This is a genomic window from Variovorax sp. GW821-FHT10D07 (genome assembly GCF_059415325.1).
This window is the reverse complement of record NZ_JBWKMZ010000002.1, coordinates 299,299-314,986: the sequence shown is the minus strand read 5'-3', so window position 1 is coordinate 314,986 and position 15,688 is coordinate 299,299. Positions and strand designations below refer to the sequence as shown.

The following is a 15,688-nucleotide window of genomic DNA, read 5'->3' as shown; positions in this document are numbered from 1 at the left end:
GTACTTCAAAAATCGCGTTTGAATTAATAATTATGGATCGGTTAGACTCGCGGCCGGCCTGCAAATCCCTGCGGACCCCCAGCGATTCCAGCGAATCCTTTCCTCCAGCAGCACACCCCCTGCACGACACACTGCGAAGCGGCGCCTCCATGAGCAGCAAACCCGAACCCTCCTTCAAGCCCGCCACTCTCGAGGCCTGGGCCAAGGCCGCCGCCAAGTCGGCGCCCGGCGGCGACGTCGCCGCGCTGAACTGGATCACGCCCGACGGCATCAGCGTCAAGCCGCTGTACACCGCGGCCGACCTGCAGGGCCTGAAGTACACCGACACGCTGCCGGGCTTCGAGCCCTACCTGCGCGGCCCGCAGGCCACGATGTACGCGGTGCGCCCGTGGACCATCCGCCAGTACGCGGGCTTCTCGACCGCCGAGGAATCGAACGCCTTCTACCGCAAGGCGCTGGCCGCCGGCGGGCAGGGCGTGAGCGTGGCCTTCGACCTCGCCACCCACCGCGGCTACGACAGCGACCATCCGCGCGTGACCGGCGACGTGGGCAAGGCCGGCGTGGCGATCGACTCGGTCGAGGACATGAAGATCCTGTTCGACCAGATCCCGCTCGACAAGGTCAGCGTGTCGATGACCATGAACGGCGCGGTGCTGCCGGTGCTCGCGGGCTACGTGGTGGCGGCGGAGGAACAGGGCGTGGCGCAGGACAGCTTAAGCGGAACCATCCAGAACGACATCCTCAAGGAGTTCATGGTTCGCAACACCTACATCTTCCCGCCCGCGCCCAGCATGCGGATCATCGGCGACATCATCGAGTACACGGCGCAGAACATGCCGAAGTTCAACTCGATCTCGATCAGCGGCTACCACATGCAGGAAGCCGGCGCCAACCAGGCGCTGGAGCTGGCCTTCACGCTGGCCGACGGCAAGGAGTACGTGAAGACCGCGCTGGCCAAGGGCCTCGATGTCGACGGCTTCGCCGGGCGCCTGAGCTTCTTCTGGGCCATCGGCATGAACTTCTATCTCGAGGTGGCCAAGATGCGCGCCGCGCGCCTGCTGTGGTGCCGGATCATGAAGGAGTTCGAACCGAAGAACCCCAAGAGCCTGATGCTGCGCACCCACTGCCAGACCTCGGGCTGGAGCCTGACCGAGCAGGACCCCTACAACAACGTGGTGCGCACCACCATCGAGGCGATGGCCGCGGTGTTCGGCGGCACGCAGAGCCTGCACACCAACGCGCTCGACGAAGCCATCGCGCTGCCGACCGAGTTCAGCGCCCGCATCGCGCGCAACACGCAGCTCATCATCCAGGAAGAGACGCACATCACGAACGTGATCGACCCCTGGGCCGGCAGCTACATGATGGAGAAGCTCACGCAGGACATGGCCGACGCGGCCTGGACCATCATCGAGGAGGTCGAGGCCATGGGCGGCATGACCAAGGCGGTGGACAGCGGCTGGGCCAAGCTCAAGATCGAGGCCGCGGCCGCCGAGAAGCAGGCGCGCATCGACTCGGGCAAGGACGTGATCGTCGGCGTCAACAAGTACAAGCTCAAGAACGAGGACGCGATCGAGAGCCTCTCGATCGACAACGTGAAGGTGCGCGACCAGCAGGTGGCGCGGCTGCAGAAGATCCGCGCCGCGCGCGACGGCGCCAAGGTGCAGGCCGCGCTCGACGCGCTGACCGAGGCGGCCGAAAACGGCAGCGGCAACCTGCTGGCGCTGAGCATCGACGCGGTGCGCCTGCGCGCCACCGTCGGCGAGATCTCCGACGCGCTCGAGAAGTCCTTCGGCCGCCACCGCGCCGACACCCAGAAGGTGACCGGCGTCTACGCCGCCGCCTACGACTCCGCCGAGGGCTGGGAGACCCTCAAGACCGAGATCAACGCCTTCGCCGAAGAGCAGGGCCGCCGTCCGCGCGTGATGATCTCCAAGCTGGGCCAGGACGGCCACGACCGCGGCGCCAAGGTGGTGGCCACGGCCTTCGCCGACCTGGGCTTCGACGTCGACATGGGTCCGCTGTTCCAGACGCCCGAGGAGTGCGCGCGCCAGGCGATCGAGAACGACGTGCATGCGGTGGGCGTGAGCACGCTCGCGGCCGGCCACAAGACGCTGGTGCCCGCGATCATCGCGGAGCTGCGCAAGCAGGGCGCGGACGACATCATCGTGTTCGTCGGCGGCGTGATCCCGCGCCAGGACTACGACTTCCTCTACGAGGCCGGCGTGAAGGGCATCTACGGACCGGGCACGCCGATCCCGGCGAGCGCGAAGGACGTGCTGGAGCAGATTCGCGCGGCGGTCGCGGCCTGACGAGAGCGGACGTGGGTGATCTCCTGTCGCGGCTGTCGCTGCAGCCCGTGGAATCCAGCGATTTCGAGGACATGCTGGCGCTGCGCATCGATGCGATGCGACCGAGCCTCGAGCGTGTCGGCCGCTTCGACCTCGCGCGCTCGCGCGAGCGGCTGAGCGCCGGCTTCGTGATCCCGTTCATGCACCACATCGTGCTCGACGGCGACGGGCGCATCGGCTTCGTCACGCTCAAGCCCGAGGGCGCCGATGCGCTGCGGCTCGACCACCTGTACCTGCGCACCGGCTTCCAGGGCCTGGGCATCGGCGAATGGGTGATGCGCTGGGCCAAGGCGCAGGCGCGCGCGCAGCAGCGCGACATCAAGCTCACGGCGCTGGTGCGCAGCGATGCCAACCGCTTCTACCTGCGGCACGGCTTCGTGCTCGAGGGCGAGGAGGGCGTCGACCTGCACTACCGCTGGCGCCTGGCCGTGGAGGCCGCGTGCTGAACACGGCGCAGGCGCTGCAGCGCGCGATCGCCGAGACGGACGGCATGGCGCAGCGCCGCGCCATCGCCAAGGCCATCACGCTGCTCGAATCCACCCGCGCCGACCATCGCGCGCAGGCCGACGAGCTGCTCACCGCGCTGCTGCCGCGCACCGGCCATTCGTTCCGGCTCGGCATCTCGGGCGTGCCCGGCGTGGGCAAGTCGACCTTCATCGAGACCCTGGGCCTGCTGCTGATCGACAAGGGCCACCGCGTGGCGGTGCTCACCATCGACCCCTCGTCCACCGTCTCGGGCGGCTCCATCCTCGGCGACAAGACGCGCATGGAACGGCTCTCGGTGCACGAGCGCGCCTACATCCGCCCCAGCCCCTCGAGCGGCACGCTCGGCGGCGTGGCCGAGAAGACGCGCGAGGCGATGCTGGTGTGCGAGGCCGCGGGCTACGACGTGGTGATCGTCGAGACCGTGGGCGTGGGCCAGAGCGAAACCGCGGTGTCGGGCATGACCGACATGTTCGTGCTGATGCAGCTGCCCAACGCCGGCGACGACCTGCAGGCCATCAAGAAGGGCGTGATGGAGATCGCCGACCTGGTCGTCATCAACAAGGCCGATATCGACAAGGACGCCGCCACGCGCGCGCAGGCGCAGATCACCTCGGCGCTGCGGCTGTTCGGCCAGCACGGCCATCCCGACCATGCGCGCCACGACGAGAGCTTCTGGCATCCGCAGGCGATCCAGCTCAGCGCATTGCTGGGGCAGGGCGTCGACGCGTTCTGGACCCAGGTCGAGCGCTTTCGCGCGCTGCAGGCAGCCAATGGCCGGCTCATGGGCCGCCGCCAGCAGCAGGCCAAGTCGTGGATGTGGGACCGCATCGAAGCGGGCCTGCGCCATGCCTTCCGCCATCACCCGCGCGTGAAGGAAGAGCTGCCGGCGCTGCTGGGCCAGGTGGGCGCGCTCGAGCTGGCGCCGTCGACCGCGGCGCGCCGCCTGCTCGGCCTCTATGCAGGCGACGAGAGCGCATGGGCCAGCTGAACGACCACGGCTTCGCGCGCGGTTTCGACACCGCGGCGGGACGCTTTGCCTGGGGCACGACCTTCGAGCAGCTGGAGGCACGCGGGCTGCGGCCCGCGTACGCGGCCGCGGGCGTCAATGTCTGGCATGTGGCGGGCGCGGACGTGCTCGGGCTGCGCAGCAGCCGCATGGAACTCATGGTGCCGCGGCCCGGGCGTCCGGTGATGCAGGCGTGGCACCGGCTGGACCTGCCCGCGGGCGAGTCGCATGTCGACTTCGCGCTGCGCGCGCATGCGCAACTGGTCGAACGGTTCGGCGAGCCCGATCGCGGCGACGCGCGGCCCGCGCGCTTCAAGGAAGAGAACGCCTGGAGCGTGGCCGTCAACGCCGAGTGGCGCCTGGGGAGCGTGCGCGTGGGCGTCTCGTGGTACGGCGCGCCGCGCGACGACGAAGCGGCCGGGAAGACCAGCGGCATCCTGTTCGTCGACTGGGACGACGAGGTCGCGGCCGCCGCGCCTTGGGCCGAGGCCTGGCAGCGCGAGCAGTCGGCGCTCGACGCCATGCTGCGCGGGGCGCATGCGGTGGCGAGGCTCGAGGCCGGTCCCGCGCGCGAATTCGCGCGGAGTGCGGCGCAGCGCGTGCTGCGCATGCCCGCGCTGCACTTCACCGTGCCCGGCTTCGCGCTGCTGCAGGGCGAGGGCGCCGCCAACCACCGACTGATGCTGTGGTCGTCGGCCGCGGGCGATGCCTGGGGCGTATCGGACATCCACAACACCGTCTTCTGCCGCCGCGGCGAAAGCCTCGCGGCGCAATGGGTGCAGGTGCTGCCGGCCAAGGGCGGCGGCAGCACCGATCTCTCGTTCGGCCCGCTCGCCAACACGTCGCCCTATCGCCCGCGCGAGCGGTGCGGCGCGATCGCGCAATTCATGGACATCCTGGCCACCATGCCGGGGGCATCGTTCCAGTACAGCGAAACCTATGACTGCTGATTTTTCAAAGAGGCTTTTCTCATGCAAGAACTGATCGACGAACTCGAAAAGCGCCGTGCGCAGGCCCGCCTGGGCGGTGGACAGAAGCGCATCGACGCGCAGCATGCCAAGGGCAAGCTCACGGCGCGCGAACGCCTCGAGCTGCTGCTGGACGACGGCACCTTCGAGGAATGGGACATGTTCGTCGAGCACCGCTCGACCGACTTCGGCATGGCCGACAACAAGATCCCGGGCGACGGCGTGGTCACGGGCTACGGCATGATCAACGGCCGCCTGGTGTTCGTGTTCAGCCAGGACTTCACCGTCTTCGGCGGCGCGCTCAGCGAAGCGCATGCCGAGAAGATCTGCAAGGTGATGGACCAGGCGATGAAGGTCGGCGCCCCGGTGATCGGCCTCAACGACTCGGGCGGCGCGCGCATCCAGGAAGGCGTGGCCTCGCTCGGCGGCTATGCCGACGTGTTCCAGCGCAACGTGATGGCCTCGGGCGTGGTGCCGCAGATCAGCATGATCATGGGCCCGTGCGCGGGCGGCGCGGTGTATTCGCCGGCCATGACCGACTTCATCTTCATGGTGAAGGACTCGAGCTACATGTTCGTCACCGGCCCCGAGGTGGTGAAGACCGTGACGCACGAGAGCGTGACGGCCGAGGAACTGGGCGGCGCCGTGACCCACACCACGCGCAGCGGCGTGGCCGACATGGCGTTCGAGAACGACGTCGAGGCGCTGATGATGCTGCGCCGCCTCTACAACTACCTGCCGCTGAACAATCGCGAGAAGCCGCCGGTGCGCCTGGGCAACAACGGCCAGGGCGACCCGGCCGACCGGCCCGACTATTCGCTCGACACGCTGGTGCCCGAGAACGCGAACAAGCCCTACGACATGAAGGAGCTGATCTTCAAGGTCGCGGACGACGGCGACTTCTTCGAGCTGCAGCCCGACTACGCGAAGAACATCGTGATCGGCTTCGCGCGCATGGAAGGCCAGACCGTGGGCATCGTCGCCAACCAGCCGCTGGTGCTGGCGGGCTGCCTCGACATCAAGAGCAGCATCAAGGCCGCGCGCTTCGTGCGCTTCTGCGATGCCTTCAACATCCCGGTCGTGACCTTCGTCGACGTGCCCGGCTTCATGCCCGGCACCGGCCAGGAGTACGGCGGCATCATCAAGCACGGCGCCAAGCTGCTCTACGCCTATGCCGAGTGCACGGTGCCGAAGATCACCGTCATCACGCGCAAGGCCTACGGCGGCGCCTACGACGTGATGGCCTCGAAGCACCTGCGCGGCGACGTCAACCTGGCCTGGCCGCGCGCCGAGATCGCGGTGATGGGCGCCAAGGGCGCGGTCGAGATCATCTTCCGCGAGGACAAGAACGATCCGGCCAAGCTCGCGGCGCGCGAGGCCGAGTACAAGGCCCGCTTCGCCAATCCCTACGTGGCGAGCGCGCGCGGCTACATCGACGACGTGATCCTGCCGCACGAGACGCGCAAGCGCATCTGCCGCTCGCTGGTGATGCTGCGCGAGAAGAAGCTCGAGAACCCGTGGCGCAAGCACGGCAACATTCCGCTTTGAGCCGCACGGAGAAGAACATGTTCAAGAAGATCCTGATTGCGAACCGCGGGGAAATCGCCTGCCGAGTTATCCAAACTGCCAAGAAGATGGGCATCCTCACGGTCGCCGTCTATTCCGACGCCGACAAGGAAGCCCGCCACGTCGAGCTGGCCGACGAGGCCGTGCACATCGGCGCCGCGCCCAGCCGCGAGAGCTACCTGCTGGCCGACCGCATCATCGAAGCCTGCAAGAAGACCGGTGCCGAGGCGGTGCATCCGGGCTACGGCTTCCTGTCGGAGAACGAAAGCTTCGCGAAGAGAGTCGAGGAAGAGGGCATCGCCTTCATCGGCCCCAAGCACTATTCGATCGCGGCCATGGGCGACAAGATCGCCTCGAAGAAGCTCGCCAACGAGGCCAAGGTCAACACCATTCCGGGCTGGAACGACGCCATCGAGACCGCCGAGCGCGCGGTCGAGATCGCGAAGGACATCGGCTACCCGGTGATGATCAAGGCCTCGGCCGGCGGCGGCGGCAAGGGCCTGCGCGTGGCCTTCAACGACAAGGAAGCCTTCGAGGGCTTCACCTCCTGCCGCAACGAGGCGCGCAACAGCTTCGGCGACGACCGCGTGTTCATCGAGAAGTTCGTCGAGGAGCCGCGCCACATCGAGATCCAGGTGCTCGGCGACTCGCACGGCCACGTGATCTACCTCAACGAGCGCGAATGCTCGATCCAGCGCCGCCACCAGAAGGTGATCGAGGAGGCGCCGTCGCCCTTCATCAGCGATGCCACGCGCAAGGCGATGGGCGAGCAGGCGGTGGCGCTGGCCAAGGCCGTGAACTACCAGAGCGCGGGCACGGTGGAGTTCGTGGTCGGCAAGGACCAGAGCTTCTACTTCCTCGAGATGAACACCCGGCTGCAGGTGGAGCATCCGGTGACCGAGTGCATCACGGGCCTCGACCTGGTGGAGCTGATGATCCGCGTGGCGGCCGGCGAGGAACTGCCGCTGACGCAGGAGCAGGTCAAGCGCGACGGCTGGGCGATCGAGTGCCGCATCAACGCCGAGGATCCGTTCCGCAACTTCCTGCCCTCGACCGGCCGGCTGGTGAAATTCCAGCCGCCGGCCGAGACCATGTTCGCGAGCGACACCCAGCACCTGCAGGGCGTGCGCGTGGACACCGGCGTGTACGAGGGCGGCGAGATCCCGATGTACTACGACTCGATGATCGCCAAGCTCATCGTGCACGGCAAGGACCGCAACCACGCGATCGCCCGCATGCGCGAGGCGCTCAACGGCTTCGTGATCCGCGGCATCAGCAGCAACATCCCGTTCCAGGCCGCGCTGCTCGCGCATCCGAAGTTCGTGGCCGGCGACTTCAACACCGGCTTCATCGCCGAGCACTACGGCAAGGGCTTCCATGCCGAGGACGTGCCGCACAGCGAGCCCGATTTCCTGGTCGCACTGGCGGCCTACGTGCACCGCCGCTATCGCGCGCGTGCCTCCGGCATCAGCGGCCAGCTCGAAGGCCACGGCGTGAAGGTGGGCGAGCAGTTCGTGGTGGTCGAGCTCGGCGCGCAGGGCGAGCACGTGCACCACCCGGTGACCGTGAGCGACTTCCACGGCAAGACCGGCGCGAGCGCGGTCACGGTCAACGGCAAGACCTACAAGATCGACAGCAGCCTCGCGCTGGGCGCGGTGCGCGTGCAGGGCATCGTCAACGACAAGCCCTTCACCGCGCAGGTGGAGCGCGGCGCCGGCAAGAATCCGCTGGCGCTGCGGGTGTCGAACGACGGCCGCCAGATCGAGGCCATGGTGCTGTCGCCGCTGGGCGCGCGCCTGCTCGCGCTGATGCCGCACAAGGCACCGCCGGACCTCAGCAAGTTCCTGATGTCGCCGATGCCGGGCCTGCTGGTCGAGGTGGCCGTGCAGCCGGGCCAGCAGGTGCAGGCCGGCGAGAAGCTCGCGGTGATCGAGGCGATGAAGATGGAGAACGTGCTGTTCGCCGCGCAGGACGGCGTGGTCGGCAAGATCTCCGCGGCCAAGGGCGAGTCGCTCGCGGTCGACCAGATCATCCTGGAGTTCAACTGATGGGGGCCAGCGACCTGCAGGCGGTGGTGCTGCACCGGCCCGCGAAGCCGGCGCCCGGGGGCCGCTGGTCGGTCGAGGCGATCCAGGCGCTGCTCGACAAGCCGCTGATGGAGCTGCTGTTCGAGGCCCAGACGGTGCACCGCCAGCACTTTCCCGCGGGCGACATCGAGCTGGCCACGCTGCTGTCGGTGAAGACCGGCGGCTGCCCCGAGAACTGCGGTTACTGCCCGCAGTCGGCCGAGTTCGACACCGGCGTGAAGGCGCAGAAGCTGATGGAGGTCGACGAGGTGCTGCGCGCCGCGCAGGCCGCCAAGGACGCGGGCGCCACGCGCTTCTGCATGGGCGCGGCCTGGCGCGCGCCCAAGGACCGCGACGTCGAGAAGGTGGCGGTGCTGGTCGAGGCCGTGAAGGGCCTGGGCCTGCAGACCTGCGCCACGCTCGGCATGCTCGAGCCGCACCATGCGCAGCAGCTCAAGGTCGCCGGCCTCGACTACTACAACCACAACCTCGACACCGCGCCCGAGTACTACACCGACATCGTCGACACCCGCAGCTACCAGGACCGGCTCGACACGCTGGCCCATGTGCGCAGCGCCGGCATCAGCGTGTGCTGCGGCGGCATCGTGGGCATGGGCGAGGCGCCGGTGCACCGCGCGGGGCTGATCGCGCAGCTGGCCAACCTCGATCCGTACCCCGAGTCGGTGCCGATCAACAGCCTGGTGCGCGTGCCCGGCACGCCGCTGGCCGACTCGGAACCGATCGATCCCTTCGACTTCGTGCGCATGATCGCGGTCGCGCGCATCACCATGCCGACCGCGCGCGTGCGCCTGTCGGCCGGCCGCCAGCAGATGGGCGAGGCGGTGCAGGCGCTGTGCTTCATGGCCGGCGCGAATTCGATCTTCTACGGCGACAAGCTGCTGGTCACGGGCAATCCCGACGTCGAGGCCGACGTGCAGCTGCTGCGCAAGCTGGGGCTGCGCTCGCACCGCGCCTCGACCGAAACGAACCCGGAGTCCTGCCAATGAGCGCCATCCAACGTCCCTTCCGCGTGCTGGGCATCCAGCAGATCGCGATCGGCGGTCCCGACAAGACCCGGCTGCAGAAGCTCTGGGTCGACATGCTGGGGCTCGAGGTCACGGGCACCTTCCGAAGCGAGCGCGAGAACGTCGACGAGGACATCTGCGCGATCGGCACCGGCCCGTTCAAAGTCGAGGTCGACCTGATGCAGCCGCTCGATCCCGAGAAGAAGCCCGCGGTGCATGCCACGCCGCTCAACCACGTGGGCCTGTGGATCGACGACTTGCCGACGGCCGTCGAATGGCTGACGTCGCAGGGGGTGCGCTTCGCGCCCGGCGGCATCCGCAAGGGCGCGGCGGGCTTCGACATCTGCTTCCTGCATCCGAAGGCGAGCGACGAGTTCCCGATCGCGGGCGAGGGCGTGCTGATCGAGATGGTGCAGGCGCCGCCCGAGGTGGTGAAGGCCTTCGACGCGCTCGCCGGGCGCTGAGCCCGGGCGCCTTCAGGCGTTCACGACCTTGCGGATGGGCGGCTTCACGTCCGAGCGGTGTGGCGGCAGCATCGGCTGGTGCTCGCGCGCCGGGTTCAGGATGATCGAGGTCGCGGTCTCGGTGAGGATGCAGAACTTGGTGACCACCGCGTCGAGGTGGCTCACGTCGATCACCGCGATCTCGAGGATCCAGCTGTCCTCGCCGGTCACGTTGTAGGCATTCACGCATTCGGGCGTGTCCTGCACCAGCTTCACGACGCGGTCGTAGTCGGCGCGGCCGACGCGGATCATCGCGCGGATGCCGTAGCCCAGCTTGCCCAGGTTGACGGTGGCGCGGTAGCCGCTGATCACGCCCGCGGCCTCGAGCTTCTTCACGCGCTCGGTCACCGCCGGCTGGCTCAGGTGCACGCGGCGGCCGAGCTCGGCCATGGTGAGGCGCGCGTCCTTCTGCAGCTCGGCCAGGATGCGGGTGTCGTGGGCATCGAGCGTGGGGTTCAAGGTGGATTCCATTGAAGTCCTTCAAATCGACGGCCGCGAGCCGCCATAACCGTGATTTGCGCATGGAAGCGCGGTGGCGGCCTTCATACCATGGACCGGCTCAGGACCACAACAACAGACACCCTCGACATGCTCTCGCTCGCTACTTCCACGCCGTCCGCGCGCGGCGGACTGCCGCCGATCATCTGGCTCTGCCTCGCCGCCACCTGGCTGGTCTGGGGTTCGACCTACCTCGCGATCAAGTACGCGCTGATCAGCTTCCCGCCCTTCCTGCAGATGGGCTCGCGCTTTCTGTTCGCGGGCCTGCTGCTCGCGGCCTGGATGCGCTGGCGCGGCGCGCCCTGGCCGAACCGGCTGCAGTGGCGCAACGCGCTGGTGGTCGGCACGCTGATGCTGGGCGGCGGCATGGGCGGCACCGCGCATGCCGAGGTCTCGGTGGGTTCGGGCCTGGTGGTGGCTTTCATCGCGGTGGTGCCGCTGATCATCGCGCTGCTCAACCTGATCTGGGGCATCGTGCCGACGAAGCTCGAGGCGATCGGTATCGCGCTGGGCCTGGTCGGCGTGCTGATGCTGACCCAGGGCAGCGGCTTCCAGGCCTCGCCGGCCGGGCTGGCCGCGATCTCCATCGCCTGCGTCTGCTGGTCGGCCGGCAGCGTGCTGAGCCAGCGCGCGCTGCCGCTCGCGCCGGGCGCGATGGGCTTCGCGAGCGAGATGATCTGCGGCGGCGTGGTGCTGCTGGTGCTGGCGGCGGTCTCGGGCGAAAGCTTGGCGTGGCCGCCCGCGCCGCAGGCCACGGCGGCCTGGTTCTACCTGGTGGTGTTCGGCTCGTTGATCGCTTTCAACGCTTACATGCTGCTGCTGGCGCGCGCGCCGGCCGCGCTGGCCGCCAGCTACACCTTCGTCAATCCGGTGATCGCGATGCTGCTGGGCGTGTGGATCGCGGGCGAGACGGTCACGCGCTTCGAGTGGTACGCGGTGACGGTGATCCTGGCGGGCGTGCTGATGCTGCTGCTCAAGCGCTCGGCCAGGAACTGAACGGGCCCGTGACTCAGGCGCCCGGGCGGCGCCACACGGCGAGCGTGGCCGCGAGCAGCCACATGCCCACGGCACAGCCGCGGTTCAGCGCCTTGAGGCCGCGCTTCGAGAGCCAGCGCACGGCCTGCGTGCCGGCACCGGCATAGGCCAGCATCACGCAGGTGTCGAGCAGCACGAAGATGCCGCCCAGCAGCAGGTACTGCGGGCCCTGCGGCTGCGCGATGTCGACGAACTGCGGCAGGAAGGCCGCGAAGAACAGCAGCGACTTGGGGTTCGACAGCGCCACCGCGAGGCTGCGCAGCAGGGCGATGCGGCCGTGCAGCCGGCTCTCGGGCGAGGACTTCGCGAGCGCGGCGCCGAGGTCGGTGGCGTCGCTGCGCCAGAGCTTGATGCCGAGCCACACGAGGTAGGCCACGCCGGCCACGCGGATCGCGTTGAACAGCCATTCCGAAGCCGCCAGCAGCGAGCCCAGGCCCAGCGCGACCACCGCGATCACGATGCTGCTGCCGAGCGAGGCGCCGACGATGCCCCAGCTCGCGCGGCGCATGCCGCCGTCGATGCCGTTCGACAGCGCGAGCAGCATGGTCGGGCCCGGGATCACAGCGAGCGCGAGGGAGGCGAGCACGAAGACGAGCAGGGTGTCGAGGTTCATGGCTTGGGTGTGGAAGGACGTTGGGAGGCGGCACGGGCGCGCGCGAGCGCGGCCTCGACCACCGAGCGCTTGCGGGCCTCGGCGCTGGGCGCCGCGACCTCGGCTTCGGGGCGCTTCTTGCCCTGGCGCGCATCGGTGGGCCGATGCTGGCCGTGCAGGGCATAGCGCGCGCGGGCATGGGCCGCCTGCGCGGGCGACCAGGCCTGCCAGCCGGTGCGGCCCGGCGTGGCGTCCTCGAGCGAGATGCAGTCGACCGGGCAGACCGGGATGCAGAGTTCGCAGCCCGTGCAGTGCGCGTCGATCACGGTGTGCATGCGCTTGTTGATGCCGAGGATGGCGTCGGTCGGGCAGGCATCGAGGCACAGCGTGCAGCCGATGCACCAGGCCTCGTCGATCACCGCCAGCCTGCGCGGGCCCTCGGTGCCGAAGGCCGGGTCGAGCGCCTGCACGGGGCGGCCGGTGAGCCGCGCGAGCCGCTCGACGCCTTCGGCGCCGCCCGGCGGGCACTGGTTGATCTCGGCCTCGGCGCTCGCCACGGCCTGCGCATAGCCCTCGCAGTCCGGGTAGCCGCAACGGGTGCACTGCGTCTGGGGCAGTGCGGCGTGGATGCGTGCGGCCAGTCCGTTCACGGGAGGAGGAGGGCGCTCAGCGCGCCGCGGCGGCGGTCTTGCGCGCCACGGTCTTCTTCGGGGCGGGCGCGCGCTTCGCGGTGGGTGCCGCCTTCTTGGCCGGCACCGACTTCTTGGCGGGCGCCTTGGCGGTGGTGGTAGCCAGCTTGCGGCCGGGCTTGACCTTGTCCTCGGCCGGCAGGCTCTCGCGTTCACCGGCGCGGCTTTGCGGCTGGTCGTTGGCGGCGATGAACTTCTGCATCTTCGGATAGACCAGTTCGCGCCAGCGGCGGCCGCTGAAGATGCCGTAGTGGCCCGCGCCCTTGACCTCGTAGTGCTCGCGCTTCGCATCGGCGATGCCGGTGCACAGCTCGTGCGCGGCCTCGGTCTGGCCCGAGCCCGAGATGTCGTCGAGCTCGCCCTCGACCGTGAGCAGCGCGGTGGCGCGGATGTCCTGCGGGCGCACGCGCTCGACCTCGCCCGTGGGGCTCTTCACGTCCCAGGTGCCGTTGACCAGGTCGAATTCCTGGAACACGGTGCGGATCGTCTCGAGGTAGTAATCGGCGTCCATGTCGAGCACGGCGTTGTACTCGTCGTAGAACTTGCGGTGCGCCTCGGCGCTCGCGTCGTCGCCCTTGATCAGGTCCTTGAAGTAGTCGTAGTGGCTGCTCGCGTGGCGGTCGGGGTTCATCGCGACGAAGCCCGTGTGCTGCAGGAAGCCCGGGTAGACGCGCCGGCCCGCGCCCGGGAAGCCCTGGGGCACGCGGTAGATCACGTTGTTCTCGAACCACTCGAAGCTCTTGTTCATCGCGAGGTTGTTGACCGCCGTGGGCGACTTGCGGGCGTCGATCGGGCCGCCCATCATCGTCATGGTGAGCGGCAGCGCCTCGCCGCGGCTGGCCATCAGCGACACGGCGGCCAGCACCGGCACCGTGGGCTGGCACACGCTGACCACGTGGCAGTTGCCGTACTCGGCCTGCAGGCGGCGGATGAACTCCTGCACGTAGTTGATGTAGTCGTCGAGGTGGAACTCGCCGTCCGACAGCGGCACCAGGCGCGCGTTCTTCCAGTCGGTGATGTAGACCTTGTGGTCCTGCAAAAGGGTGCGCACCGTGTCGCGCAGCAGGGTGGCGTAGTGGCCCGACAGCGGCGCCACCACCAGCACCACGGGCTGGCTCTTGAGCGTCTTGAGGATGTGCGGTTCGTCGGTGAAGCGCTTGAAGCGCCGCAGCTGGCAGAACGGCTTTTCCAGCTCGATCACTTCCTGGATCACGACGTCGTCGCTGTCGACCTTGACCGACTTGATGTTGAACTCGGGCTTCTCGTAGTCCTTGCCGAGGCGGTAGAGCAGGTCGTAGCTCGCCGCCATGCGCTGCGCTCCGGGCAGCTGGCTCCAGACGGCGCCGGGGCTGTAGAGCTTGGAGGCGGCCTGGGCGAAGTCCGCGAATGGTTCCATGAGGGAACGCTGGGCTTCGTAGAGTTGGTAGAGCATCGCTGTGTCGAGTTGGAATGTTGCGGTGCAATATATCAGCGCATTTCGACACGCGCAGGGGGCCTAACCCTAGGCCCGGGAAGGCCCTCGGAGATGGCCGCGGGCTTCCGTGAACAAGTTGTGTCGCGCAGGTGACTCGAGCGAGTCACCCGCGGCCGCAACCACTCACGCGCCCGCGGCGCGGGGTCTCAAATGACCTTGGCGATCGACGCGCAGACGTGGTCGATGTTCTTGCTGTTGAGCGCGGCCACGCACATGCGGCCGGTGTCGGTGCCGTAGACGCCGAACTCGTTGCGCAGGCGCACCATCTGGTCCTTGGTCAGGCCCGAGTAGCTGAACATGCCGATCTGGGTCGTGATGAAGCTCATGTCTTCCTTCACGCCGGCGGCCTTGAGGCCATCGACCAGCTTCTGGCGCATGGCCTTGATGCGCACGCGCATCTCGCCCAGTTCCTTCTCCCACAGGGCGCGCAGCTCGGGGTTGCCGAGCACCGCGGCCACCACGGCGCCGCCGTGCGTGGGCGGGTTGCTGTAGTTGGTGCGGATCGCGATCTTGAGCTGCGACAGCACGCGCGCGGCTTCTTCCTTGTTCTCGCACAGCACCGACAGGGCGCCCACGCGTTCGCCGTAGAGGCTGAAGCTCTTGGAGAACGAGGTCGAGACGAAGAAGGTCAGGCCGGCGTCGACGAACTTGGCGACGGCCGCGCCATCTTCCTGCAGGCCGTAGCCGAAGCCCTGGTAGGCCATGTCGAGGAAGGGCACCAGGCCCTTGGCCTTGACGGCGGCGACGACCTGGTCCCACTGCGCGGGCGTGATGTCGTAGCCGGTCGGGTTGTGGCAGCAGGCGTGCAGCACGACCACGGTGCCGGCCGGGGCGGCGTTGAGCGCGGCCAGCATGCCGTCGAAGTCGATGCCGCGCTTGGCGGCGTCGTAGTAGGGGTAGCTCTCGACCTCGAAACCGGCGTTGGTGAACAGCGCGCGGTGGTTTTCCCAGCTCGGGTCGCTGATCAGCACCTTGGCGGCGGGGTTGAGCTTCTTGAGGAAGTCGGCGCCGACCTTGAGGCCGCCGGTGCCGCCGATGGCCTGGATCGTGGCCACGCGGCCCGAGGTGACGGGTTCGCTGTCGGCGCCGAAGACCAGCACCTTCACGGCGTTGTCGTACGCGGCGATGCCGTCGATGGGCAGATAACCGCGCGCCGTGGGCGCTTTCATCATGTTCTGCTCGGCCGCCTGCACGCACTGGAGCAGGGGCAGCTTGCCGTTGTCGTCGTAGTAGACGCCGACGCCGAGATTGACCTTGCTGGGGTTGGTATCGGCGGCAAATTGCTCGTTGAGGCCGAGGATCGGATCGCGCGGTGCCATCTCGACCGCGGTGAACATAGACATGGAAAGGTCCTTTGGGATGAAAGCTTCGCTGGCAACCGCTCGAGGCTTTAAGCTTTGCGGTTGCCTTGAATTTTACCGGCGCCACG

General features: G+C 68.4%; 14 protein-coding genes. 9 read left to right on the top strand and 5 right to left on the bottom strand.

Features of this window, described 5'->3' with window-relative positions; all coding sequences use genetic code 11:
- The first annotated feature begins 149 nt into the window (after nucleotides 1-149).
- The 8 genes from scpA to AC07PU_RS06635 are packed head-to-tail and all read left to right on the top strand — an operon-like array spanning nucleotide 150 to nucleotide 9,932.
- The gene (scpA, locus tag AC07PU_RS06670; protein ID WP_495316233.1) at nucleotides 150-2,312 is read left to right on the top strand and encodes a methylmalonyl-CoA mutase; all 2,163 of its coding nucleotides are present in this window, start codon (nucleotides 150-152) and stop codon (nucleotides 2,310-2,312) included.
- Nucleotides 2,313-2,323: 11 nt separating this feature from the next.
- Nucleotides 2,324-2,797 (top strand): GNAT family N-acetyltransferase, encoded by a 474-nt coding sequence (locus AC07PU_RS06665; protein ID WP_093342682.1) that lies wholly within the window; start codon nucleotides 2,324-2,326, stop codon nucleotides 2,795-2,797.
- Nucleotides 2,791-3,825: a methylmalonyl Co-A mutase-associated GTPase MeaB gene (gene meaB / locus AC07PU_RS06660; protein ID WP_495316231.1), complete on the top strand. Its 1,035-nt coding sequence runs from the start codon at nucleotides 2,791-2,793 to the stop codon at nucleotides 3,823-3,825. The genes AC07PU_RS06665 and meaB overlap by 7 nt, the downstream gene beginning before the upstream one ends.
- Nucleotides 3,813-4,793, top strand: coding sequence for a hypothetical protein (locus AC07PU_RS06655; protein WP_495316229.1), 981 nt, complete (start codon nucleotides 3,813-3,815; stop codon nucleotides 4,791-4,793). Before meaB ends, AC07PU_RS06655 begins: the two co-directional genes overlap by 13 nt.
- Before the next feature lie 21 nt (nucleotides 4,794-4,814).
- Nucleotides 4,815-6,359 carry an acyl-CoA carboxylase subunit beta gene (locus AC07PU_RS06650; protein WP_093342678.1) on the top strand — a complete coding sequence of 515 codons (1,545 nt, stop codon included), beginning with the start codon at nucleotides 4,815-4,817 and terminating at the stop codon, nucleotides 6,357-6,359.
- 17 nt (nucleotides 6,360-6,376) lie between these two features.
- Nucleotides 6,377-8,425, top strand: a complete 2,049-nt coding sequence (locus AC07PU_RS06645; protein WP_495316227.1) for an acetyl-CoA carboxylase biotin carboxylase subunit — start codon at nucleotides 6,377-6,379, stop codon at nucleotides 8,423-8,425.
- Nucleotides 8,425-9,450 (top strand): biotin synthase BioB, encoded by a 1,026-nt coding sequence (bioB, locus tag AC07PU_RS06640; RefSeq protein WP_495316225.1) that lies wholly within the window; start codon nucleotides 8,425-8,427, stop codon nucleotides 9,448-9,450. The genes AC07PU_RS06645 and bioB overlap by 1 nt, the downstream gene beginning before the upstream one ends.
- The gene (locus tag AC07PU_RS06635) at nucleotides 9,447-9,932 is read left to right on the top strand and encodes a VOC family protein (RefSeq protein WP_495316223.1); all 486 of its coding nucleotides are present in this window, start codon (nucleotides 9,447-9,449) and stop codon (nucleotides 9,930-9,932) included. The genes bioB and AC07PU_RS06635 overlap by 4 nt, the downstream gene beginning before the upstream one ends.
- 12 nt (nucleotides 9,933-9,944) lie before the next feature.
- Here the strand turns inward: AC07PU_RS06635 and AC07PU_RS06630 are convergent, their stop codons facing one another.
- Nucleotides 9,945-10,442 carry an Lrp/AsnC family transcriptional regulator gene (locus AC07PU_RS06630; RefSeq protein ID WP_057593645.1) on the bottom strand — a complete coding sequence of 166 codons (498 nt, stop codon included), beginning with the start codon at nucleotides 10,440-10,442 and terminating at the stop codon, nucleotides 9,945-9,947.
- Between the two features lie 117 nt (nucleotides 10,443-10,559).
- On the opposite strand from AC07PU_RS06630, the gene yedA reads away from it, so the two are divergent.
- Entirely contained in the window at nucleotides 10,560-11,465 is a 906-nt protein-coding gene (gene yedA / locus AC07PU_RS06625) for a drug/metabolite exporter YedA (protein ID WP_057593646.1), read from the top strand.
- Between the two features lie 13 nt (nucleotides 11,466-11,478).
- Here yedA and AC07PU_RS06620 read toward each other — a convergent pair whose 3' ends face one another.
- From AC07PU_RS06620 to AC07PU_RS06605, 4 genes are all read right to left on the bottom strand, one after another.
- Entirely contained in the window at nucleotides 11,479-12,117 is a 639-nt protein-coding gene (locus AC07PU_RS06620; RefSeq protein WP_208512238.1) for a LysE family translocator, read from the bottom strand.
- The gene (locus tag AC07PU_RS06615; RefSeq protein WP_495316220.1) at nucleotides 12,114-12,746 is read right to left on the bottom strand and encodes an RnfABCDGE type electron transport complex subunit B; all 633 of its coding nucleotides are present in this window, start codon (nucleotides 12,744-12,746) and stop codon (nucleotides 12,114-12,116) included. Before AC07PU_RS06615 ends, AC07PU_RS06620 begins: the two co-directional genes overlap by 4 nt.
- A 16-nt stretch (nucleotides 12,747-12,762) precedes the next feature.
- Nucleotides 12,763-14,217: a polyhydroxyalkanoate depolymerase gene (locus AC07PU_RS06610; protein WP_495316218.1), complete on the bottom strand. Its 1,455-nt coding sequence runs from the start codon at nucleotides 14,215-14,217 to the stop codon at nucleotides 12,763-12,765.
- A gap of 188 nt (nucleotides 14,218-14,405) precedes the next feature.
- A complete protein-coding gene (locus AC07PU_RS06605; RefSeq protein ID WP_093342670.1) occupies nucleotides 14,406-15,602 on the bottom strand; it encodes an amino acid aminotransferase in 1,197 nt (398 codons plus the stop codon).
- Nucleotides 15,603-15,688: the final 86 nt, after the last annotated feature.

What these genes read in the sequence shown, in the direction of transcription:
- scpA (WP_495316233.1), top strand. Translation starts at nt 150, where the DNA reads ATGAGCAGCAAACCCGAACCCTCCTTCAAGCCCGCCACTCTCGAGGCC.
- AC07PU_RS06655 (WP_495316229.1), top strand. Translation starts at nt 3,813, where the DNA reads ATGGGCCAGCTGAACGACCACGGCTTCGCGCGCGGTTTCGACACCGCG.
- AC07PU_RS06650 (WP_093342678.1), top strand. Translation starts at nt 4,815, where the DNA reads ATGCAAGAACTGATCGACGAACTCGAAAAGCGCCGTGCGCAGGCCCGC.
- AC07PU_RS06645 (WP_495316227.1), top strand. Translation starts at nt 6,377, where the DNA reads ATGTTCAAGAAGATCCTGATTGCGAACCGCGGGGAAATCGCCTGCCGA.
- bioB (WP_495316225.1), top strand. Translation starts at nt 8,425, where the DNA reads ATGGGGGCCAGCGACCTGCAGGCGGTGGTGCTGCACCGGCCCGCGAAG.
- AC07PU_RS06635 (WP_495316223.1), top strand. Translation starts at nt 9,447, where the DNA reads ATGAGCGCCATCCAACGTCCCTTCCGCGTGCTGGGCATCCAGCAGATC.
- AC07PU_RS06630 (WP_057593645.1), bottom strand. Translation starts at nt 10,442, where the DNA reads ATGGAATCCACCTTGAACCCCACGCTCGATGCCCACGACACCCGCATC.
- yedA (WP_057593646.1), top strand. Translation starts at nt 10,560, where the DNA reads ATGCTCTCGCTCGCTACTTCCACGCCGTCCGCGCGCGGCGGACTGCCG.
- AC07PU_RS06620 (WP_208512238.1), bottom strand. Translation starts at nt 12,117, where the DNA reads ATGAACCTCGACACCCTGCTCGTCTTCGTGCTCGCCTCCCTCGCGCTC.
- AC07PU_RS06610 (WP_495316218.1), bottom strand. Translation starts at nt 14,217, where the DNA reads ATGCTCTACCAACTCTACGAAGCCCAGCGTTCCCTCATGGAACCATTC.
- AC07PU_RS06605 (WP_093342670.1), bottom strand. Translation starts at nt 15,602, where the DNA reads ATGTCTATGTTCACCGCGGTCGAGATGGCACCGCGCGATCCGATCCTC.